The 22,469-nt window shown below is 68.6% G+C and carries 20 protein-coding genes; 17 read left to right on the forward strand and 3 right to left on the reverse strand.

Annotated features, from left to right (window positions below):
• A complete protein-coding gene (locus TSO221_RS15820; protein ID WP_109119474.1) occupies positions 1-1,464 on the reverse strand; it encodes a form I ribulose bisphosphate carboxylase large subunit in 1,464 nt (487 codons plus the stop codon).
• Between the two features lie 121 nt (positions 1,465-1,585).
• On the opposite strand from TSO221_RS15820, the gene TSO221_RS15825 reads away from it, so the two are divergent.
• From TSO221_RS15825 to TSO221_RS15840, 4 genes are all read left to right on the forward strand, one after another.
• Complete coding sequence (locus tag TSO221_RS15825) at positions 1,586-2,554, forward strand: LysR family transcriptional regulator (RefSeq protein WP_109119475.1); 969 nt, start codon at positions 1,586-1,588, stop codon at positions 2,552-2,554.
• A 277-nt stretch (positions 2,555-2,831) separates the two neighbouring features.
• Positions 2,832-3,476 carry a MotA/TolQ/ExbB proton channel family protein gene (locus TSO221_RS15830; RefSeq protein ID WP_109119476.1) on the forward strand — a complete coding sequence of 215 codons (645 nt, stop codon included), beginning with the start codon at positions 2,832-2,834 and terminating at the stop codon, positions 3,474-3,476.
• Positions 3,473-4,084 (forward strand): hypothetical protein, encoded by a 612-nt coding sequence (locus TSO221_RS15835; RefSeq protein ID WP_109119477.1) that lies wholly within the window; start codon positions 3,473-3,475, stop codon positions 4,082-4,084. The genes TSO221_RS15830 and TSO221_RS15835 overlap by 4 nt, the downstream gene beginning before the upstream one ends.
• Before the next feature lie 331 nt (positions 4,085-4,415).
• Entirely contained in the window at positions 4,416-4,958 is a 543-nt protein-coding gene (locus TSO221_RS15840) for a peptidoglycan-binding domain-containing protein (protein WP_109119478.1), read from the forward strand.
• A gap of 188 nt (positions 4,959-5,146) precedes the next feature.
• Here TSO221_RS15840 and TSO221_RS15845 read toward each other — a convergent pair whose 3' ends face one another.
• Positions 5,147-6,574: a sigma 54-interacting transcriptional regulator gene (locus tag TSO221_RS15845; RefSeq protein ID WP_109119479.1), complete on the reverse strand. Its 1,428-nt coding sequence runs from the start codon at positions 6,572-6,574 to the stop codon at positions 5,147-5,149.
• Between the two features lie 303 nt (positions 6,575-6,877).
• Between TSO221_RS15845 and TSO221_RS15850 the strand changes: the two genes are divergently transcribed.
• The 4 genes from TSO221_RS15850 (at position 6,878) to TSO221_RS15865 (ending at position 10,867) form a co-directional block, all read left to right on the forward strand.
• Entirely contained in the window at positions 6,878-7,789 is a 912-nt protein-coding gene (locus tag TSO221_RS15850; protein ID WP_109119480.1) for a 3-hydroxyacyl-CoA dehydrogenase NAD-binding domain-containing protein, read from the forward strand.
• 49 nt (positions 7,790-7,838) lie between these two features.
• The gene (locus TSO221_RS15855) at positions 7,839-8,777 is read left to right on the forward strand and encodes a 3-keto-5-aminohexanoate cleavage protein (protein ID WP_109119481.1); all 939 of its coding nucleotides are present in this window, start codon (positions 7,839-7,841) and stop codon (positions 8,775-8,777) included.
• 36 nt (positions 8,778-8,813) lie between these two features.
• Positions 8,814-9,593 (forward strand): 3-hydroxybutyrate dehydrogenase, encoded by a 780-nt coding sequence (locus TSO221_RS15860; protein WP_109119482.1) that lies wholly within the window; start codon positions 8,814-8,816, stop codon positions 9,591-9,593.
• 71 nt (positions 9,594-9,664) lie between these two features.
• Entirely contained in the window at positions 9,665-10,867 is a 1,203-nt protein-coding gene (locus TSO221_RS15865; RefSeq protein WP_109119483.1) for an ABC transporter substrate-binding protein, read from the forward strand.
• Positions 10,868-10,910: 43 nt separating this feature from the next.
• Here the strand turns inward: TSO221_RS15865 and TSO221_RS15870 are convergent, their stop codons facing one another.
• A complete protein-coding gene (locus TSO221_RS15870; RefSeq protein ID WP_109119484.1) occupies positions 10,911-11,825 on the reverse strand; it encodes a LysR family transcriptional regulator in 915 nt (304 codons plus the stop codon).
• 275 nt (positions 11,826-12,100) lie between these two features.
• Between TSO221_RS15870 and TSO221_RS15875 the strand changes: the two genes are divergently transcribed.
• The 9 genes from TSO221_RS15875 (at position 12,101) to katG (ending at position 22,469) form a co-directional block, all read left to right on the forward strand.
• A complete protein-coding gene (locus TSO221_RS15875) occupies positions 12,101-12,886 on the forward strand; it encodes a 5-oxoprolinase subunit PxpA (RefSeq protein WP_109119485.1) in 786 nt (261 codons plus the stop codon).
• A 30-nt stretch (positions 12,887-12,916) separates the two neighbouring features.
• Complete coding sequence (locus TSO221_RS15880; RefSeq protein ID WP_109119486.1) at positions 12,917-13,153, forward strand: acetyl-CoA carboxylase; 237 nt, start codon at positions 12,917-12,919, stop codon at positions 13,151-13,153.
• 4 nt (positions 13,154-13,157) lie between these two features.
• Positions 13,158-14,522 (forward strand): acetyl-CoA carboxylase biotin carboxylase subunit, encoded by a 1,365-nt coding sequence (locus TSO221_RS15885; protein ID WP_109119487.1) that lies wholly within the window; start codon positions 13,158-13,160, stop codon positions 14,520-14,522.
• Between the two features lie 26 nt (positions 14,523-14,548).
• Positions 14,549-15,424 carry a carboxyltransferase domain-containing protein gene (locus tag TSO221_RS15890; RefSeq protein ID WP_109119488.1) on the forward strand — a complete coding sequence of 292 codons (876 nt, stop codon included), beginning with the start codon at positions 14,549-14,551 and terminating at the stop codon, positions 15,422-15,424.
• Positions 15,414-16,385, forward strand: a complete 972-nt coding sequence (locus tag TSO221_RS15895; protein WP_109119489.1) for a biotin-dependent carboxyltransferase family protein — start codon at positions 15,414-15,416, stop codon at positions 16,383-16,385. The genes TSO221_RS15890 and TSO221_RS15895 overlap by 11 nt, the downstream gene beginning before the upstream one ends.
• Before the next feature lie 76 nt (positions 16,386-16,461).
• Positions 16,462-17,538 carry a TMAO reductase system periplasmic protein TorT gene (torT, locus tag TSO221_RS15900; protein ID WP_109119490.1) on the forward strand — a complete coding sequence of 359 codons (1,077 nt, stop codon included), beginning with the start codon at positions 16,462-16,464 and terminating at the stop codon, positions 17,536-17,538.
• Between the two features lie 73 nt (positions 17,539-17,611).
• Positions 17,612-19,114: a sugar ABC transporter ATP-binding protein gene (locus tag TSO221_RS15905; RefSeq protein ID WP_109119491.1), complete on the forward strand. Its 1,503-nt coding sequence runs from the start codon at positions 17,612-17,614 to the stop codon at positions 19,112-19,114.
• Entirely contained in the window at positions 19,111-20,163 is a 1,053-nt protein-coding gene (locus TSO221_RS15910; protein ID WP_109119492.1) for an ABC transporter permease, read from the forward strand. The genes TSO221_RS15905 and TSO221_RS15910 overlap by 4 nt, the downstream gene beginning before the upstream one ends.
• Before the next feature lie 107 nt (positions 20,164-20,270).
• A complete protein-coding gene (gene katG, locus TSO221_RS15915; protein ID WP_109119493.1) occupies positions 20,271-22,469 on the forward strand; it encodes a catalase/peroxidase HPI in 2,199 nt (732 codons plus the stop codon).

The raw sequence follows: 22,469 nt of genomic DNA on the forward strand, positions 1-22,469 counted from the left end.
TCAGGCGGCGGTCGGCGTGGGCACGAAGTCCACGCTGTCGGTGGAGGCGTAGTCGAAGGTGACGTCCTTCCAGGTGTCGAGCGCGGCGCGCAGCGGCTGGCACCAGCGCGCGGCGTCGCGCAGAATCTCCGGCCCCTCGTTCCAGATGTCGCGCCCCTCGTTGCGGGCCTTGACCATCACCTCAAGTGCCACGCGGTTGGCGGTGGCGCCGGCCTGGATGCCGTCGGGGTGGCCGATGGTGCCGCCGCCGAACTGCAGCACCACGTCCTCACCCAGGTAGGTCAGCAGCTGGTGCATCTGCCCGGCGTGGATGCCGCCGGACGCCACCGGCATGACCTTCTTGAGGCCGGCCCAGGGCTGGTCGAAGAAGATGCCGTGCTGGAGGTTCTGCGGCACGTGCGTCTCGCGGCAGGTGTCGTAGATGCCGCGGATGACGTTGGGGTCGCCCTCCAGCTTCCCCACCACGGTGCCGGCGTGGATGTGGTCGACGCCGGCCATGCGCATCCACTTGGCGATCACGCGGAACGACACGCCGTGGCTCTTCTGCCGTGTGTAGGTGGAATGCCCGGCGCGGTGCAGGTGCAGGATCATGTCGTTGCGCCGCGCCCACTTCGCCATGGACTGGATGGCGGTGTAGCCGATCACCAGGTCGATCATGACGATGACGCTGCCCAGCTCCTTGGCGAACTCGGCGCGCTCGTACATGTCCTCCATGGTGGCGGCGGTGACGTTCAGGTAGGTGCCCTTGATCTCGCCGGTCTCCGCCATGGCGCGGTTGACGCCCTCCATGCAGTAGAGGAAGCGGTCGCGCCAGTGCATGAAGGGCTGCGAGTTGATGTTCTCGTCGTCCTTGGTGAAATCCAGGCCACCCTTCAGCGCCTCGTACACCACGCGCCCGTAGCTGCGGCCGGACAGGCCCAGCTTCGGCTTCATGGTGGCGCCGAGCAGCGGACGGCCGAAGTTGTTCAGGCGCTCGCGCTCCACCACGATGCCGGTGGCCGGGCCCTGGAAGGTCTTCAGGTAGGCGACGGGGATCCGCATGTCCTCCAGCCGCAGCGCCTTCAGCGGCTTGAAGCCGAACACGTTGCCGATGATGGAGGCGGTGAGGTTGGCGATCGAGCCCTCCTCGAACAGGTCCAGCTCGTAGGCGATGTAGGCGAACCACTGGCCCGGCGTGCCCGGCACCGGATCGACGCGGTAGGCCTTGGCCCGGTACTTCTCGCAGTTGGTCAGGCGGTCGGTCCACACCACCGTCCAGGTGGCGGTGGAGCTTTCGCCGGCCACCGCGGCGGCGGCCTCCTCCGGCTCGACCCCATCCTGCGGCGTGATGCGGAACACCGCGAGCACGTCGGTGTCCTTCGGCTCGTAGTCCGGCTCCCAGTAGCCCATCTGCCGGTACTTCAGGACGCCGGCCGCGTAGCGGGCCTTCAGGTCGATCGTCGGCTTCCCCGCGATATGGTTCATCTCGTCCCCTCCCGGAGCAGGTCGATTTGTGTCTGGAAGCGACGGTAGCGGATTGCTTGGTCGAGGAATATTCAAATACACTGGCGATTATGACGAGGGATTCCTCAACAAGGCCGCCGCCATGACCATCCAGCACGCCACGCTGCGCCAGTTGCAGATCTTCGCCGCCGCCGCGCGCACCCTGTCCTTCGCCCGCGTGGCCGAGCAGTTCGGCCTGACCCCCGGCGCGGTTTCCTTTCAGATCAAGCAGGTGGAGGGCCATTGCGGCTTCCCGCTGTTCGAGCGGGTGGGCCGCCGCGTGGTGCTGACCGAGGCCGGGCACGACCTGATGGAGCACGCCGCGCTCATCCTTCAGGCGCTGGAGGACGCCGACCGGAGGATGCAGGCGCTGAAGGACGTCACCGGCGGGAACATCGCCATCGGCCTTGTGAGTACCGCCAAATACATCGCCCCGCACATCGTCTCGCGCTTCCAGGCGGAGCGGCCGGGCGTCGCCATCCACCTGCAAGACGGCAACCGGCGCGAGGTGAACGAGGCGGTGGCGCGGGGCGAGGTCGACCTCGCCATCATGGGCCACCCCCTCGACGAGGCGCAAGTGGTGGCGCAGACGTTCGCCCGGCACCCCAGCGTGCTGGTCTGCAACCCGGCGCACCCGCTGGCGGGCTCGCGCGGCCTCCGGCTCTCCGACCTCGCCGGGTGCAGCTTCATCGCCCGCGAGGAGGGCGCGGGCACGCGCGCGCTGACCGACCGCTTCTTCCAGGCGGGCGGCTTCACGCCGCGGGTGGTGATGACCTCCAGCAGCAACGAGACGATCAAGCAGGCGGTCATGGCCGGCATCGGCGTCGCGCTGATCTCGCGCCACACCATCGGCCTGGAGCTGGCGCTCGGCCTGCTGCAGGAACTCGACGTGGAGGGGCTGCCGCTGATGCGCTCCTGGTACGTCGCGCACCGCCGCAGCCTGCCGCTGCTGCCGGTGCACGCCCAGCTCTGGCGCTATGTGGCGGAGCGCGGCCAGGACATCATCGACGCCATCGAGGCCCGCTACCGCGCGCTCGGCAAACCGCCGTCCCGGGCGGAGGCTGCGCGTTGACCCGGGTCAGCCGGAACGCCTCCCGGGACAGGCTCGCGAGGTAGGAACGCCACCCCGCCTTCACATCCGATACCGGCACGCTCGCCCTGTTCGGGGTAACCCAGTTCACAAGGAGCAAGGGGTGGAGAGACCACGCGTCCGGCATTCTGGGTGCCTCCACCGCTCCGGTGCATCTCCATAATCTCCCGGCCGCGCGACGGATGGGGGCGCATTTATCATCCGAAGCCGAGGCCCGCCCTCTTGCCGGCCGGAGCACCGCCCGATCTCGGAGGCCTTCATGGGCAACGCTGAAGAACTCCTGCTCAAAACCAAATTCGTCGCCTTCAACCTCTTCGGCTTTGCCATCGGGGCGATGATCTTCGCAAACGGCTGGCTGGATCGCCTTCTTGAGGGGGAGATCGCGCTGGCGTCCGGAATTCTGTTCGGGGTCTTTGCCATCGGACTGTTCCTGACCGCCTATCGCGTCTGGAAGGTGGGGGAGGAACTCGACCGCCTCAAACGTGGCGACGGCCGTGTCGCCAGCATCGAGAGCGAGCGTGCGCTGGAGATCCGGTTGTTCACCCGCCTGTCGCACATCCAGCATATCGCCAACTCGCTCGGCCTGCTGGGTCTGGTGGGTACCGCCTGGGGGTTCAGCCTGTTTGCCGCCAACATCACACCCGACCAGGTGGGCAACGCCTCTGCGGCCGGTGCCCTGGTGAGCATGATCGCCCGCGGCATCGGCGTGGCCATCTACGCGACGATGCTCGGCGGCATTCTGTGCCTGTGGACGACCTGCAACCTGCAAATGCTGCGCAGCGCGACCGCGTCCCTGTGCGCTGCGATCATGGACCAGGCGCGCGTCGTCGCCCGCGAGCGTGAGAAGGACGAGCGCCGGCCTCTGCCGCTCCAGCCCTCCGTCGGCGGCGCAGGTGCCCGATGAACGACCTTATCGGCGACGACCAGACGGGCATCCTCGTGGCCCGTGACATGCTGACGCTGCTGCTGTGCGGCTTCGTCGCATGCGCCGTGATCGCGGTTCCGTTCATCAACGAGTCGAAGAAGTCCGACGGAAAGGGGATTTCCGATACGGAACCGCCGGGCAACGTCATCGTCGAGGCCCGCTGGGACGACAAGCTGCGCACCGACGTCGATCTCTGGGTGCAGGCGCCCGGCGACGTGCCGGTCGGCTACTCCAACAAGTCGGGCCTGATCTTCAACCTGCTGCGCGACGATCTGGGCAGTTACGCCGACCCGACGGAGGTGAATTTCGAGACGTCCTACAGCCGCGGCGTTCCTCCCGGGGAGTACACGGTCAACATCCACCTGTTCCGCAACCTGGAAAACGTCTATCCGATCTGGGTGCGGGTCGTGGCGCGCATCAAAAGGGACACCGAAGGCGGCGCCGCCATTTTGGCATCCACAAAGGTTCGCCTCGACCGCGAGGGGCAGGAGATCACCGCCTTCCGCTTCAGCCTCGACGACAAGGGCGAAATGGTGCCCGGCAGCTTGAACGCCGTCTACAAGCCGCTCCGTTCGGCGAGGAAGTGACGCCGAACGCGGGATATCAGCGATCGTATGCAGCGTCAACGACGGTTCCCCCGCCGGATCGTCACCGCCCCCTCCAGGCGCCATTCCACCAACAGTGCCGCGGATACGGAATTGTGGACTTTGGCCGGCACCCGGTTCGCTGGGTCCAAGCCGGGGACCGGCCTTACACACCGATGGCGGCCTTCACCCGGCAATCAATCGCGTCGGAACATCCCGGCTCCCTAAATTTTTCGGTCCGGACGGTAAAATTTTCCCGCGCTGTGGAACAACAGTCTCGCATCGAGGCTTCTATGCATATTCAGTCAATTACTGTCACAACGGGAACGGAAACATGCTCAGACTGAAGGAAGCCGCTCTTTCGGCCACCATGCTCCTCGCGCTCGCCGCCTGCGGCAGCACCGACACCCAACGCACAACCACCGGTGCCGCCGGCGGCGCGGTGGCTGGCGCGGTGGTCGGCGGGCCGGTCGGTGCTGTGGTCGGCGGTGCCGGCGGTGCCGTGGCCGGCCACACCATGGACGAAAGCCTCGGCACCAAGACCGACCGCTGGACCAACGAGGCGGCCGAGTCCGTCGACCGCGACACCAGTGGCCGAACCGCCTCCGGGCACACCTCGGCCATGAGCCGCGACAACGTGCGCAACGTCCAGCAGGCCCTGAACGACAACGGCAGCCACCTCGATGTGGACGGCCGCTGGGGCCCGGCGACACGGGCCGCGCTCGAGGACTTCCAGCGCTCGCACGACCTGAAGCCGTCCGGCCGCCTGGACTCCGCCACCCGGCATGCGCTCAACCTGGACCAGCCGCGAACCGGTGCCGGCACCTCCGGCCGCACCCGCACGGACCCGACCGCCGGACAGTCCAGCGGCCGGTAGCCGCCTCCGAGGCCACGGATGGAACCGTGGGCGTGCGGCCGGGCGATCCTCGTCCGGCCGCACGCCTGGTTTTTCCATGCCCAAAGGAAGTGGAACTGCCTCGCCGTCGCTTCGTTGGGCGTGGGATCTCGAAAGCGTTTCGGCGCCGTCGAAGTCGGTGGCATGCCGGTTGCCGGCGGATATCGGACTCAGCGTTCCCTGTCCGGGGAAATGCCGTGCTTGTGCAGTTTCGCATAGAGATTGGTGCGGGACAGGCCGAGACTCCGTGCGGCTTCGAGCTTGTTGCCGTCCGCTTCATCGAGCGCCGCAAGGATGAGCGACCGCTCCAACTCATCGACCGCCTCGGAGAGTGGGCGCTTTGCGTTCGGAAGGGCGGAGCGATGGACGGCGGCTGTCGGGAGGATGTCCTTGAAGTCCTCGGCCGTGATGCTTTCCCCTTCGGTGCGCACGCAGACCTGCTCGATGATGTTGGCCAGTTCGCGGACGTTTCCGGGCCAGCCGTATCCGCGCAGCGCATCGAGCGCCGACGGCGAGAGATCGCGCATCGGCTGATCGAGACTCACCGCCGTCCTCTCCAGGAAGAGGGACGCGAGGATTTCCAGATCCTCCTTGCGCTCGCGGAGCGCCGGCAGCTGTATCGGGAAGACGTTGAGCCGGTAGTAGAGATCCGACCGGAACCCACCGCTCCGCACCATCTCGGCAAGCGGCCGGCTGGTCGCGGCGATGATGCGCACGTCGACCGTGACGATCTGGTTGGAGCCGAGCGGCTCGACCTCGCGCTCCTGCAACGCGCGCAGCAGCTTGCCCTGAAGCGGCAGCGGCATGTCGCCGATCTCGTCGAGGAACAACGTGCCACCGTGCGCCAGCTGGAACTTTCCGGGGCGCGGTTGGCGGCCGGCTCCGGTGTAGGCGCCCGGCGCGACCCCGAAGAACTCCGCTTCCAGCAGGGTCTCGGGGATGGCCGCGACGTTGATGCCGACGAAGGGACGGTCGCCGCGGTTCGAGCCTGCGTGAATCGCATGCGCCACCAGTTCCTTGCCGGTCCCCGTTTCGCCCAGCAGCAGCACCGCCGAATGGATCTGGCTCGCCTTGCGCACCAACCGTTTCACCTGGAGCATCGCCGGGCTGAAGCCGATCAGGTTCTCGACCGTGTACTTCGACGCCCGGCTGGAGGCGAGTTCCCGCTCTATGCGGGCCAGGCGCGACTGCAGCTTGTTGAAGCGGTCGGCGATCGGCCGGAGGTAGGGAAGGCTGTTCTTCAGGGCGAAGGCAAGGGCGCCGATGACCTCCCCCCGTCCGTCGCGCAACGGCAGGCGGCTCACCAGCAGTGTGTGCTCTCCGTACCGCATGATGTCGAGCGGCAGCGAACGGCCGGTTTCCACCACCTCGCGCATCCGGCTGTGCGGGATGACGCGCTCGACCGGCTGGCCCACGATGTCCGCCGCCGAGCGGAACCCCAGGGACGCTATCTGCCGGTCGTTGAACCAGACATGCTTGTCGTTCGACCAGACGATGCGCGCGTCCCGATCGACCAGGATGGCGCCGTCGATCATCTCGTCGATCATCACCATCAGAGCGCGCGCCGCAGCGAACTGCTCGTCCCATTCCGCCGGCATGGCCCGCCCTTCCTGCTTTGTCGTCCGCCAGATTGGCGATGTCAGAATTTTGGACAGTATCCGTCAAAATCCAGCACACGGCGAGAGCGCTGATTCCCAGGGGATAGGCCGCGCCCTGACGCGGAATCCCGGATCGAAAACAGATCCGCTCTCCCAGCGGCCAGCGATGATCAGCAAAACCCATTGTTGTAGAACGATATTGTTTGTTGGCATACCGTTTGCTTTTCAGGGCCCGAGCAAAAATCGGAACGCGGCCCCGGACAGAAGACGGTGCCCGTCCAGGCAGGAGGAAAAGCACAGAGCATGACGAGCCAGCACATCGGCGTCATCGGTGCCGGGCTGATGGGCCATGGAATCGCGCAGGCTTTCGCCGTCGCCGGATACCGCGTCGACATTCAGGAGCCCGATCCCGACCGCCGGACCGCCATCCTCGACCGCGTCCGCCGCAATCTCCGTGAGCTTGGGCAGGACGCTGCGGATGCGGACCGGATCCGCCCGTGCGAGACCATCGAGGAGGCCGTCGCGCGCGCCGACGTCGTCATCGAGGCCGTGCCCGAGGACCTGGACCTCAAGCAGCGCGTCTTCGCGACGATCGAGGCCGCGGCTCCGCCCCACGCCCTGCTGGCGAGCAACACCTCGGTGATCCCGATCACCCGGATCATGGAGCCGCTCCGGGACAAATCCCGCGCCATGGGCACCCACTGGTGGAACCCGCCCCACCTGATCCCGCTCGTCGAGGTCATCCGGACGGCCGACACCGCCGACGACGCGGTCGCCGCGATGACCGCGCTGCTGACCGCCATCGGCAAGCGGCCGGTGCAGGTCCGCAGGGACGTGCCCGGCTTCATCGGCAATCGCCTGCAGCACGCGCTGTGGCGCGAGGCGATCGCCCTCGTCCAGGACGGCGTGTGCGATGCCGAGACTCTCGACACCGTGGTCAAGGCCGGCTTCGGCCGGCGTCTGGCCGTCCTCGGGCCGCTGGAGAACGCCGATCTGGTCGGCACCGACCTGACCCTCGCGGTGCACGAGCATGTCCTGCCCGATCTCGACCGCACCGCCGGTCCCTTGCCGCTGCTGCGCGAGTTGGTCGCGTCCGGGCGGCTCGGCATGAAGGCCGGGGCCGGCTTCCGGACCTGGACGGAGGAGCAGCGGGCCGAGGTCCACACCCGACTGGCGCTCCACCTCCAGCGGCTGGACGGCATGGAGCGCGGGTAATTTCCAATCGCCCTCGGTCTCCGGGACCGGACACACAGGAGGGGCCTGCATGGCCGCATCACCGAAGAAGGTCATCATCAGCTGCGCGTTGACCGGGTCGATCCACACGCCGACCATGTCCGACGCGCTGCCGGTCACCCCGGACGAGATCGTCGAGCAGGGGCTCGGCGCGGCCGAGGCCGGGGCGGCGATCCTGCACCTGCACGCCCGCGATCCCCGCACCGGCCAGCCGACGCCGGACCCGGCGGTCTTCATGGAGTTCCTGCCGCGCCTCAAGCAGTCCACCGACGCGGTGCTCAACATCACCACCGGCGGCTCGCTGAACATGACGGTGCAGGAGCGCCTCGCCGCCCCGCTCCTGGCCCGGCCGGAGATGTGCTCGCTCAACATGGGCTCGATGAACTTCGGCATCTTCCCGCTGGCCGACCGCTACAAGGACTGGAAGCACGACTGGGAGGAGCCCTACCTGCGCAGCACCGACGACTTCATCTTCCGCAACACCTTCCGCGACATCGCGTATATCCTCGAGCATCTGGGCGAGGGCTGCGGCACGCGCTTCGAATTCGAATGCTACGACGTCGGGCACCTGTACAACCTCGCGCACTTCCTCGACCGCGGGCTGGTGAAGCCGCCGCTGTTCGTCCAGACGATCTTCGGCATCCTCGGCGGCATCGGCGCGGAGACGCGCAACCTCGTCTTCATGCGCGAGACCGCCGACCGCCTGTTCGGCGGCGCCTACGAGTGGTCGGTGCTGGCGGCCGGCCGCCACCAGATCCCGTTCACCACCGTGGCCGGCAGCATGGGCGGCAACGTCCGGGTCGGGCTGGAGGACAGCCTCTACCTCGGCAAGGGCCGGCTCGCCCGCAACAGCGCCGAGCAGGTGGCGAAGATCCGCCGGATCCTCGAGGAGCTGTCGCTCGACATCGCCACCCCCGCCGAGGCGCGCGCCCGGCTCGGCCTCAAGGGCGCCGACGCGGTGGCGTTCTGAGGCGCACACCGGCTTTCCAGGATGAAGGACACAGCGATGCGAGACAGAAACGCCGTCGTCACCGGCTCCACCAGCGGCATCGGTCTGGCGACCGCCCGCGAATTGGCTAGCCGCGGCTGCAACGTGATGATCAACGGCTTCGGCGACCGCGCGGAGATCGACCGGACGTGCGCCGAGATCGCCGCGCGGAGCGGCACCAGGATCGTCTATTCGGACGCCGACCTCAACCAGCCGGAGGAGGCCCGCGCCCTGATGGCCGCCGCCGCCGGGGCGCTCGGCCCCATCGACATCCTGGTGAACAACGCCGGGGTGCAGCACGTGGCGGCGCTGCACGAGTTCCCCGAGGACAAGTGGGACCTGCTGCTCGCGGTGAACCTGAGCGCCGCCTTCCACACCATCAAGGCGGCGCTCCCGTCGATGATGGAGCGGCGCTGGGGACGCATCGTCAACACGGCCTCAGTCCTCGGCATGGTGGGGGCGCCGCACAAGCCCGCCTACGTCGCCGCGAAGCACGGCGTCATCGGCCTGACCAAGGCCGTGGCGATCGAGGCGGCCCCGCACGGCATCACCTGCAACGCGGTGTGCCCCGGTACGGTGCTGACCCCGATCATCGAGAAGCAGATCGCCCAGCAGGCGCAGGTCACCGGCCTGCCGGAGGATCAGGTGCTGCAGGCGGTGTTCCTCCAGAAGATGCCGACCGGCCGGCTGGTCTCGCCCGACGAGGTCGCGGCCGCCATCGCCTTCCTGTGCTCCGACGCCGCGGCGTCGATCACCGGCACCGCCCTCCCGGTGGACGGCGGCTACACGACCCATTGACGTCCCGAAGGGCGTCAGCCCCATAGACAACGTGCCCAAACACCAAGAACTGACACACTAGGGAGCAAAACATGCGCAACATCCTCTTCGCCGGAGTCGCTCTCGCCGCCCTGACGTCCGGGACGGCCCAGGCCCAGATGTCGGACAACGTCATCAAGATCGGCATGCTGTCCGACCGGTCGGGCATCTACGCCGACATCAACGGCGAAGGCTCGGCGGTGGCCGCGCGGATGGCCGCCGAAGAGTTCGGCAACGCCATCAACGGCACCAGGATCGAGATCATCGTCGGCGACCACCAGAACAAGGCGGACATCGCCGCCAACCTGGCGCGCCAGTGGATCGACACCGAGAAGGTCGACGTCGTCGCCGACGTGCCGAACTCGGCTGCGGCGCTGGCGGTGCAGGGCATCACCCGCGACAAGAAGCGCCTGTTCCTGATGTCCGGCCCGGGTTCCACCGATCTCACCGGCAAGGAGTGCAGCCCGTACGGCTTCCAGTGGACCTGGGACAACCATTCCGTGGCGTCCGCCACCGCCCGCGCGCTGGTCGAGCAGGGCAAGAAGAGCTGGTTCTTCATCACCGCCGACTACGCCTTCGGCCACTCGCTGGAGACGGAAGCCGCCAACACCGTCAAGCAGCTCGGCGGCACCGTCAAGGGCAGCGTGCGCCATCCGCTGGGAACCTCCGACTTCTCGTCCTTCCTGGTGCAGGCGCAGGCCTCCGGTGCGCAGGTCGTCGCCTTCGCCAACGCCGGCGGCGACACCATCAACGCCGTCAAGCAAGCCGCCGAGTTCGGCATTCCCCAGAGCGGCCAGACGCTGGCGGCCCTGCTGCTGAACGTCAACGACGCGCACGCGCTCGGCCTCGAGACCGCGCAGGGCCTGACGCTGGCGAACTCCTTCTACTGGGACATGACCGACGAGACCCGCGCCTGGTCGAAGAAATTTGAGGAGCGGACCGGCCGCAAGCCGTCGATGAACCAGGCCGGCGTGTACTCGTCGGTCAGGCACTACCTCAAGGCCGTGCAGGACATCGGCACCGACGATCCCGACAAGGTCGCCGCCCGGATCCGCGCCACCCCCGTCACCGACATGATGATGAAGGACGCCAAGGTCGCCGACAACGGCCGCGTCTTCGACGACATGTACCTGCTGCAGGTGAAGGCGCCGGGCGAGGCGAAGTACGCGTGGGATTACTTCAAGGTCCTCAAGAAGATCCCGGGCGACCAGGCCTACATCGCGCCGAAGGACAGCGGCTGCCCGCTGGTCAAGTGACGGTCGGGGAGCGGAGACGCTCCCCTTCCCTCCCCGCCGGCCGCTACCGCGGCATCCGGCTCTGCGGGGTCTGGTAGACCGCGCTGAAGTACGAGCGGAACAGCCGCATGGCCGGCGTCAGCTCGACACCGTGGCGCCAGGCGAGCCCGACGTCCATGGCCGGGACGCGTTCGCGCATGACGATGGTCTCGATGCGTTTCCCTTCCAGCGACCATGGGCGGTAGACCATGTCGGACAGAATGGTCACGCCCTGGCCGTTGGCGACGATGGAGCGCACCGCCTCGATCGACGAGGTGCGCAGCCGCACGTCGGGGCGGAAGGGCGTGGCGTTCCAGTAGCGCATCGTCCAGTGGGCGGCCTCGTCCACGGTCAGGATGATGTAGGGGTGCCCGGCGACGTCCACCAACCCCACCGAATCGAGTTCCAGCAGCCGGTGCCCGGCCGGCACCCACAGCCGGCGCTGGCTGCCCAGCAGCGTCTCGGTCGTCAGTTCCGGGTTGTTGATGTTCGAGGTCAGCACCACCGCCATGTCGAGCCGGCCGGTGATCAGGCTCTCCTCGATCATCTCGCGCGTCAGCTCGTGGATGTGGATGCGCAGGTTCGGGTGACGCCGCTCCAGCCGCTCCAGGTGCTGCGGCAGGAAGTAGCCGAGCACCGTGTAGCTGGCGCCGATCGACAGCGTGCCGGCGATCTCGGCGTGGGTGTCGGCGGGGTGCAGCGCCTCCTCCACGCTGGCCAGGATGCGGTGGCCGGCGGACAGGAAGCGGCGCCCGGCCTCCGTCAGTTCCATGCCCTGCGCCGTGCGGTCGAACAGGCGGGAGCCGACCTCGGCCTCCAGTTCCTTGATTGCCGAGGTGATCGCCGACTGCGAGATCGACAGCTCCCGCGCCGCGCGCGACACCTGCCCCAGGTTGGCGGTGGCGACGAAGTACTTCACGTGCCGGAAATTCAACGCCATGGCGCTCTCTACCTTCTGATTTTCTGCGATCAACCAGCCTAAAAATCTGAATATGCCGAATTGTTGTGCACAATTGATTTGGTCAGCAAACGCTTGAAGTACACAGAATGGCCGATTACCGCCACGGATTGAAAATCGGAAAATCAGATAATGCATGCACAAAAATTAAAATTTGCCAACTTTCCAGCTTTCCATACGCTTGAAGGCAGAAAGATCGTCGTCCAGCCGGTCGGTCCGGGCGGCGGTCCCGACGCAAAGGCAGAGGGAGTGGGACGTTGGCGCTCAAAATGGTCGATCTCAACTGTGACCTGGGCGAAGGCTATGGTCACTGGACGCTGGGGGAAGCCGCCGACGACGTGCTGATGGACCTCATCAGCTCGGCCAACGTGGCCACCGGCTTCCACGCCGGCGATCCCAACCTGATGGACCGCGTGGTGCGGCTGGCCGTCGAGCGCGGCGTGGCGCTGGGTGCTCATCCCGGCTACCGCGACCTGCAGGGCTTCGGCCGCCGCGTCATCCAGGCCAAGCCGGAGGAACTGGTCAACGACATCCTCTACCAGGTCGGCGCGCTGCGCGAGTTCGCCCGCCGGCACGGCACCCGCCTCCAGCACGTCAAGCTGCACGGCGCGCTCTACATGGAGGCGGCGCGCGACGAGGGGCTGTCGCACCTGCTCGCCGAGGCGCTGCTGAAGTCCAGCCCGGAGACCCTGGTCTTCTGCATGGACGGGTCGAAGACCTGCGCCATCGCCCGTGACGCCGGGCTGCCGGTGGTGCGCGAGTTCTACGCCGACCGCGACTACGACCGCAGCGGCTCCATCGTCTTCGCCCGCCGCATGCGCCCGCTCGACCCGGCCGAGGTCGCCGAGAAGTGCGTGCGCGCCTGCCAGGAGGGCAAGGTGCGCACGGTGGAGGACGAGGACATCGACATCGCCTTCGACTCCATCTGCTTCCACTCCGACACGCCGGGTGCGCTCGCCATCGGCACCGCCGTGCGCGACGCGCTGCTGGCGGCCGGCATCCGCATCGCCGCCGCCGCCGAGGTGGTGGCGACCCCCGCCTGATTTCCAGCCCGCAAGAAGGAACCCGCTGCGATGGCCGAGATCCGTTCCCCGCTGCCCGGCATCTTCTACCGCCGCCCCGCCCCGGACCTGCCGCCGTTCAAGGAGGTGGGCGATGCGGTCGCCGTCGATGACGTCATCGGGCTGGTCGAGGTGATGAAGTCCTTCATCGAGATCAAGGCCGACACCGCCGGCACCGTCGTCCGCTTCGTGACCGAGAGCGAGGACGCGGTGATGGCCGGCGACGTCCTCGTCGAGCTGGAAGGCTGAGGCGATGGGCATCCGCCGCCTGTTCGTCGCCAACCGCGGCGAGATCGCCGTGCGCATCGTCCGCGCCGCCAAGGCGCTGGGCATCGGGACGGTGCAAGCCTATTCCGAGGCGGACCGCGACATGCTGGCCGTCCGCCTCGCCGACGCCGCCGTCTGCGTCGGCCGCCCGGCGGCCCGGCAGTCCTACCTGGACGGCGCCCGCCTGATCGCCGCGGCGACGGAGTCCGGCTGCGACGCCGTGCACCCCGGCTACGGCTTCCTGGCCGAGAACGCCGCCTTCGCCGAGGCGGTGGAAGCCGCCGGGCTGATCTTCGTCGGGCCGAGGGCGGAGACCATCCGCACCATGGGCGACAAGGCCGCCGCCCGCGACGCCGCCATCGCCGCCGGGGTGCCGGTGGTCCCGGGCTCCAAGGGCCGCGTCGCCGACCTCGACGCCGCGCTGGCCGCGGCGGAGGCCATCGGCTACCCGGTGATGATCAAGGCGGCGGCCGGCGGCGGCGGGCGCGGCATCCGCATCGCCGGGAACGCCGACGAACTGCGCCGCCTCGCCCCGCAGGCGCAGAGCGAAGCGCAGGCGGCGTTCGGCGACGGCGGCCTGTACCTGGAGCGCGTCATCACCAACGCCCGCCACATCGAGGTGCAGGTGCTGGGCGACGGCACGCGCGCCATCCACGCCTTCGAGCGCGAATGCTCCCTCCAGCGCCGCCGCCAGAAGGTGTGGGAGGAGGCGCCGGCCGCCTGCCTGGACGGCGCCACGCGGAACCGCCTGTGCGCGTCCGCCGTGGCGCTGGCCGAGAGCGTCGGCTACCGCGGCGCCGGCACGCTGGAATACCTCTACGACGACGCGACGGGCGCCTTCTACTTCATCGAGATGAACACCCGCATCCAGGTCGAGCACCCGGTGACCGAGATGGTCACCGGCATCGATCTGGTGGCGGCGATGATCCGCATTGCCGGCGGCGCGCCGCTGGCGCTGTGGCAGGAGGACGTGCGGCTGACCGGCCACGCCGTCGAGGTGCGGATCAACGCCGAGGATCCGGCCGCCGGCTTCCTGCCCGCCCCCGGCACCATCGGCGCGCTGGAGGTCCCGGAGGATCCGGGGGTCCGCTTCGACGGCATGATCTACGAGGGCTACACCATCCCGCCCTTCTACGACTCGCTGCTCGGCAAGCTGATCGTGCACGGCGCCGACCGCGCGCAGGCCATCGACCGGATGGCGGCGGCGCTGGAGGGACTGCGCATCGGCGGCGTCAAGACGACGATCCCGCTGCACCAGGCGCTCTGCGCCGACCCGGACGTGCGGCGCGGCGACACCCACACGCAGTTCCTGGAAGCCTGGCTCGCCGGGCAGACGTTGGCCGCGCAATAGGGGCCGCGCAACAAGGGGAGGACCGGATGCAGACCCGCTATTCCTACGGGGGGGACGAGCACATCTTCGTCGAGATCGACGAGGAGATGTCGCTCGAAGCCTTCTTCAAGAGCCTGTCGATCGCCAACGCCGTGCGCGCGATGCGCATCGACGGCGTCACCGAGGTCTGCCCGGCCAACGGCAGCTTCCAGGTCAAGTTCGATCCCGACCGCATCAAGCCCGACACCCTGATGGCCGCGCTGAAGGTCTTGGAGGCCTCGGCCGACAAGGCGGAGAAACGGCTCGACACCCGCATCGTCGAGATCCCGGTCTACTACCGCGACCCCTGGACCACCGAGACGCTGATGCGCTTCCGCGAGCGGCACCAGGACCCGGAGGGCACCGACCTCGACTACGCGGCGCGCGTCAACGGCTACGACACGGTGGAGCAGTTCATCCACGCCCACCACGCCTCGCCGTGGTTCGTCTCCATGGTCGGGTTCGTCGCCGGGCTGCCGTTCCTCTACCAGCTCGTCGAGCGCTCGCGGCAGATCCAGGTGCCCAAATACCTGCGCCCGCGCACCGACACGCCGAAGCTGACCATCGGCCACGGCGGCTGCTTCAGCTGCGTCTATTCGGTGCGCGGCGCCGGCGGCTACCAGATGTTCGGCATCACGCCGGTGCCGATCTACGACCCGCAGCAGAAGGTCTCCTACCTGCGCGAGTTCATGGTGTTCTTCCGCCCCGGCGACATCGTCAAGTGGAAGCCCATCGACCACGCCGAATACGACGCCATCGTCGCCGACGTGGCGGCCAACCGCTACGAGCCGCGCACGGCCAAGGTGACCTTCGACCTCGACGCCTTCAACGCGGACATCGACGGCACCAACCAGCGGCTGATGGAGGCCCTCCATGGCGTTTAAGGTTCTCAACCCCGGCCTGCTGACCACCGTCCAGGACCTCGGTCGGCCCGGCTACTTCCACCTGGGCATCCCGGTGTCGGGCGCCATGGACCGCTACGCGCTGCGCGCCGCCAATCTGCTGGTCGGCAACCCGGAGGGGGCCGCCGCGCTGGAGGCGGTGTTCATGGGGCCGAAGCTGGAGTTCGAGGTGGACGCCACGGTCGCCGTCACCGGCGCCGACCTGCCGGCCCGCGTCGACGGCGAGCCTCACCCGGCCTGGACCGCCTTCCCGGTGCGCGCCGGCCAGACGCTGTCCTTCGACTATCTGAAAGGCGGGGCGCGCGCCTACATCGCGATCTCCGGCGGCATCGACACCCCGCCGGCGCTGGGCAGCCGCTCCACCTACATCATCGGCGCGCTGGGCGGCTATCACGGCCGCGCACTGGCGGTCGGCGACGTGCTGCCGCTGGGCGCGCCGCACGCCGTCCAGCACGGCACCGAGGTGCCGGCGGACCTGCGCCGCACCCCGGGGCACAGCGCCGAGCTGCGCGTGCTGCCCGGCCTGTACTGGCGCCTGATGACCGAGGAGGCCGGTGGCAACTTCTTCGCCGACGAGTGGAAGGTGGCGCCGGAGGCGGACCGCATGGGCTACCGTTTCCGCGGCGGCCGGCCGATCACCTTCAAGCCGCGCGAGCAGCCGTTCGGCGCCGGCTCCGACCCCTCCAACATCGTCGACGCCTGCTACTCCTACGGTTCGATCCAGGTGCCCGGCGGTTCCGAGCCGATCGTCCTGCACCGCGACGCGGTGTCCGGCGGCGGCTACTTCACGCTGGGCGCGGTGGTCTCCGCCGACATGGACCTGATCGGCCAGATGCAGCCCAACACCCGGGTCCGCTTCGTCAAGGTGGACATGGAGCAGGCCCTGGCGGCGCGCGCCGCGGAGGCGCAGCGGCTCGCCCGGCTGAGGGAGGCGCTGAGCTAGGCGGCCGCGGGCCGTTCCCGACCCTCCCGAGCACCCCGGTTCCCGTCCCCCTACCCTCTGCCGTGGAGACACGCCCATGAACCCGTACGCTCGCGCCCTCGTCGCCGGGACCTTCCTCGCTTCCGCCCTGTCCTCTACCGCGGCGCCCGCCGCCGACTGGTTCCCCTACCCGGCCGCCGAGGTGCTGCCGGCCTTCGCGGCCGACGGCAAGCCGACGGACCTCAGCTACACGCCGCTCGCCAAGGCGTCGAAGCCCTGGGACATCTGCGTGTCGTTCCCGCACATGAAGGACGCCTACTGGCTGGGCGTCGACTACGGCGTCGTCGAGGAGGCCAGGCGCCTGGGCGTCAAGGCCAACGTCATCGAGGCCGGCGGCTACACCGAGTTGGCCAAGCAGATCAGCCAGATCGAGAACTGCGTGGCGCGCGGCGCCAACGCCGTGGTCATCGGCGCCATCTCCTTCGACGGCCTGAACAACCTGGTGGGCGAGATCGCCAGGAAGGGCATCCCGGTGATCGACGTGATCAACGGCATCTCCTCGCCGGCGCTGACCGCCAAGTCGCTGGTCTCCTTCCACACCATGGGCTTCGAGGCGGGCCGCTATCTGGCCGCCAAGCATCCGGCCGGCAGCCCCAAGGTGAAGGTCGGCTGGTTCCCCGGTCCGGCCGGCGCTGGCTGGGTCGAGGCCGCCAACAAGGGCTTCCAGGAGGCCGTCGCCGGCTCCGCCGTCCAGGTGCTGGAGCCGCGCTACGGCGACACCGGCAAGGAGGCGCAGCTCCGCCTCGTCGAGGACGTGCTGCAGGCCACCCCCGACGTCAAGTACGTCGCCGGCACCGCCGTGACCGCGGAAGCCGCGCAGGGACTGCTGCGCGAGCGCGGGCTGACCGACAAGATCGGCCTCATCGCCTTCTACATGACGCCGGGCGTCTACCAGGGCATCAAGCGCGGCTTCATCCAGGCGGCGCCGGCCGACTCCATGGTCATCCAGGGCCGCATCGCCATCGACCAGGCGGTGCGCGCACTGGAGAAGAAGGAGCTGGTCAAGCACGTCGGCCCGAAGATCTTCGTCGTGGACAAGACGAACATCGACAAGGTGGCGCACGACTCGATCCTGCCGCCGGAAAACTTCAGCCCGGTGTTCAGCGTGAAGTGAGCCGCCCGCGGCGGCTTCGCACCCGCGCGGGCCGGAGCCGCCGCCAGCCCCCCTTACGAGGACACCCCGCCGGATGACCGTTCCCGTCCTGATCCGCACCGTCGCCCTGACCAAGCGCTACCCCGGCGTCACCGCGCTGGACGGCGTCGATTTCGACCTGCGCCCCGGCGAGGTGCACGTGCTGTTCGGCGAGAACGGGGCAGGCAAGTCCACCCTGATCTCCATGCTGGCCGGCGCCACCCGGCCGAGCGACGGCGAGATCCTGGTGCGCGGCCACAACGTCGCCTTTCACTCCGTCGCCGACGCCCGCGCCGCCGGCATCTCCGCCGTCTTCCAGGAGTTCTCGCTGGTTCCGACGCTGACCCTGGCGGAGAACATCTTCCTCGGCGACGAGCCGCGCGTCGGCCCCTTCCTCGACCGCGCCGCCATGCGGCGCCGCGCCGCCGCGCTGTTCGCCGAGCTGGACTTCGCCATCGACCCGCGCCGTCGCGTGGCGACGCTGAGCCGGGCCGAGCAGCAGATGGTGGAGATCGCCAAGGCGCTGCACGGCGACGTCGGCATCCTGATCCTCGACGAGCCAACCGCCTCGCTCACCGACCGCGAGGTCGACCACCTGTTCGCCGTCATCGACCGGATGAAGGCGCGCGGCGTCGGCATCATCTACATCTCGCACCGCATGCAGGAGTTCGCCCGGATCGCCGACCGCGTCACCGTGCTGCGCGACGGCGCGAGGATCGGCACCGTCGCCATGTCCGGCACCAACGAGGCGGAGCTTCTGGAAATGATGGCCGGCCGCGCCATCGCCGAGGTCTACCCGACCATCGCCCGCGCGCCCGGGCGAACGCTGCTGGCGGTGGACGGTCTGTATGCCTGGGGCGTCCACGGCGCATCCCTGGAGGTGCGCGCCGGCGAGGTGCTGGGCGTCGCCGGGCTGGTCGGCTCGGGCAAGTCGCGCAGCTTCCGCGCGCTGATGGGCCTGCTGCCGGTCAAGGGCGGGCGGGTGCGGCTGAACGGCCGGGACGTCACCGGGCTCGACACCCGCGCGCTGATGCTCGCCGGCGCCTACTATCTTCCCTCCGACCGCAAGGCGGAGGGGCTGCAGCTGGCCTTCACCGCGCGCGACAACCTGGCCCAGGGCGCGTTGGTCGGGCTCAAGGGCCACTTCGGCCTGCTGCCCTGGCGGCGCATCCGGAAGCGCTGCGAGGATGTCGCCGATCGGGTGGAGCTGCCGCCCGCCTACCGCACCCGGCTAGCGGCGCAGCTTTCCGGCGGCAACCAGCAGAAGGTGCTGTTCGGCCGCGGCCTGGGCCAGGACTACGACCTCTACATCCTCGACGAGCCGACGGTCGGCGTCGACATGGGGGCGCGGGCGGCGATCTACCATCTGATCCGCGACCTCACCGAAGCCGGCAAGGCGGTGGTGGTGATCTCCTCCGACCTGCCGGAGGTGATGAACCTCGCCCACCGCCTTCTGGTCTTCTCGCACGGCCGCATCGCTGCCGAGCTGGAAGGCGACGCCATCACGGAATCCACCATCCTCGCCCACTTCTTCGACGACGTGAGACTGCCCGCATGAGCGCCACTCAATCCACCGGGGCCACCGGGGCCTCCGGGGCCACCCCCGCCGCTTTTCCGCTCCGCACACGCCAGGCCGGCCGCGCGCTGTTCGTGCGCCTGGGCGTGCTGCCGTTCTTCCTGCTGGCGGCGCTTCTGGTGTTCGGCGCGGTGTCCGACCGTTTCCTGACGCTCGACAACCTCGTCAACGTGGCGCGGCAGTCGGTCTACCTGATGCTGGTGTCGCTGGGGCAGATGGTGGTGCTGATCACCGGCGGCTTCGACCTGTCGGTGGGGGCGGCCATCGCCATCACCTCGGTGGTGTCGGCGCTGGTGATGACCGGGGCGGCGGGGCTGTTCCCCGACGCCGTCGTGGCGATCATCCTGCTGGGGGCGCTGGCCGGATTCGCCGCGGCGCTGGTTATCGGACTGGCTAACGGCGTCGGCGTCGCCTATTTCGGCGTGTCGCCGTTCATCATGACGCTGGGGGTCAGCTCGGTGGCGGCGGGGGCTTCGCTGTTCCTCACCGGCGGCGTGCCGGTGTCGGGCCTGCCCATCCAGTTCTCCGACACCTTCGGCTTCGGGCGGGTGCTCGGCGTGCCCATGCCGGTGCTGGTGGCGGTGCTGGCGGTCGCCGTCATGTGGACGATCATGGCCCGCACGCGGCGCGGCGCGCACGTCTACGCGGTCGGCGGCAACATCAAGGCGGCGCACCTGTCGGCCATCCCCACGCGCCGCACGCTGGTGTTCGCCTACGCGCTGTCGGCGCTGATCGCCTCGCTGACCGGACTGCTGCTCACCGCGCGGGTGGAATCGGGCGAGGCCAACCTCGGCGGCACCATCGCCATGGAATCCATCGCCGCGTGCGTCATCGCCGGCGTGTCGCTGCGCGGCGGCATCGGCCGGGTGGAGAACGTGGTGCTCGGCGCCTTCTTCATCGTGCTGGTGCAGAACGGCATGAATCTGGCGCAGATCGGTTCCTACATGCAGATGGTGCTGCTCGGCGGGCTGCTGATCCTCGCCGTGGTCTTCGACCAGATCCGCTACCGCATGATGATGGGCAACGGTTGAGGATAGAGTCGCCCTATCGCAGTGATCATGAAAGCCAATTTCACTTGATTGGAGGCGCCGGCTACAATCGCCGCGACAATAACCCACAATCGCCGCAGGAGGGAACGATGGACGCAAAGACCGACGAGAGCGCAGGAAAGTGCCCGTTCTCTGACGGAGCCCGCAGCCGCCGGAACCGTGATTGGTGGCCGAAGGCCCTCAGTATCGAGATGCTCCATCGGAACTCGCCCCTGTCCGACCCGATGGGCGAGGACTTCGACTACGCCGAGGAATTCCAGTCCCTCGATCTCGACGCCGTGATCAGGGACCTGCACGCCCTGATGACGGACTCGCAGGAGTGGTGGCCCGCGGACTTCGGCCACTACGGCGGGCTGATGATCCGCATGGCGTGGCACAGCGCGGGCACCTATCGCATCACCGACGGCCGCGGCGGCGCCGGGGCCGGCCAGCAGCGCTTTGCGCCGCTCAATTCGTGGCCGGACAACGCGAATCTCGACAAGGCGCGCCGCCTGCTGTGGCCGATCAAGCAGAAATACGGCCGGAAGATCTCCTGGGCCGACCTGATGATCCTGGCCGGCAACGTCGCCCTCGAATCGATGGGCTTCAAGACCTTCGGTTTTGCCGGCGGCCGCGCGGACGTGTGGGAGCCCGAGGAGCTGTATTGGGGTCCCGAGGGAACGTGGCTCGGCGACGAGCGCTACAGCGGCGAACGCCAGCTGGCGGAGCCCCTCGGCGCGGTGCAGATGGGCCTCATCTACGTCAATCCGGAAGGGCCGAACGGCAACCCCGACCCGGCCGCGGCGGCCAGGGACATCCGTGAGACGTTCTTCCGCATGGCCATGAACGACGAGGAGACCGTGGCGCTGATCGCCGGCGGCCACACCTTCGGCAAGACGCATGGTGCCGGCGATCCGTCCCTCATCGGCCCGGAGCCCGAGGCCGGCGCGCTTGAGGAGCAGGGCCTCGGCTGGAAGAGCAAGCACGGCACGGGCTTCGGGTCCGACGCCATCACCGGCGGCCCGGAGGTCATCTGGTCGCAGACGCCGACCACATGGAGCAATTCCTTCTTCGACAACCTGTTCAAGTACGAATGGGAGCTGACCAGGAGCCCGGCCGGTGCGCAGCAGTGGCAGGCGAAAGGCGCCGAGCCTTCGATTCCGGACCCCTTCGACCCGTCGAAGAAGCGCGTGCCGACCATGCTGACGACCGACCTGTCGCTGCGCGTCGACCCCGTCTACGAGAAAATCTCGCGGCGGTTCCACGAGCATCCCGAACAGTTCGCGGACGCCTTCGCCCGCGCCTGGTTCAAGCTCACCCACCGCGACATGGGTCCGATCGCGCGCTACCTCGGCCCGCTCGTGCCGAAGGAGATGCTGATCTGGCAGGACCCGCTTCCGCCGCTCGACCATCCGCTGGTCGATGACAAGGACGTCGCCGCGCTGAAGGGGCAGATTCTCGCGTCCGGCCTGTCGGTCTCGCAGCTGGTCTCCACGGCCTGGGCCTCGGCCTCGACCTTCCGCGGTTCCGACAAGCGCGGCGGCGCCAACGGTGCGCGCATCCGCCTCGCCCCGCAGAAGGACTGGGAGGTCAACGAGCCCACCCAGCTCCAAACGGTGCTGCAGAAGCTCGAAGCGATCCAGAAGGACTTCAATGCGTCCGCCGGCGGCGGCAAGAAGGTCTCGCTCGCCGACCTGATCGTTCTCGCCGGCGGTGCGGCGATCGAGAAGGCCGCGAAAGACGCCGGACTGACCGTGCAGGTCCCATTCTCGCCGGGACGCATGGACGCATCGCAGGAGCAGACCGACGTCGATTCCTTCGCGCCGCTCGAGCCGCCGGCCGACGGCTTCCGCAACCATCTCCACAGCCGGAAGCGGCCACTCATGATGCCCGAGGAGGCCTTGGTGGATCGGGCGGCATTGCTGGGGCTGACCGGGCCGGAGATGACGGTCCTCGTCGGGGGCCTGCGCGTCCTCGGCGCCAACGCCGGCGGCTCCAGGCACGGCGCGTTCACCGAGCAGCCCGGAACGCTGACGAACGACTTTTTCGTCAACCTGCTCGACATGAACACGGAATGGCAGGCCCCGAATGCCGATGGAGTCTATGAGGGCCGGGACCGCAAGACCAAGGCGGCCACGTGGACGGCCACCCGCGTCGACCTGATCTTCGGTTCGCACTCGCAGCTTCGCGCGTTTGCGGAAGTCTATGCCTGCAGCGACTCCAAGGAGATGTTCGCGAAAGACTTCGTCGCGGCCTGGACGAAGGTGATGAACGCCGACCGCTTCGACCTCGCGCGACCGTCGAATTGA

The sequence above is a fragment of the Azospirillum sp. TSO22-1 genome, assembly GCF_003116015.1.
In the GTDB taxonomy this organism is placed as follows: domain Bacteria; phylum Pseudomonadota; class Alphaproteobacteria; order Azospirillales; family Azospirillaceae; genus Azospirillum.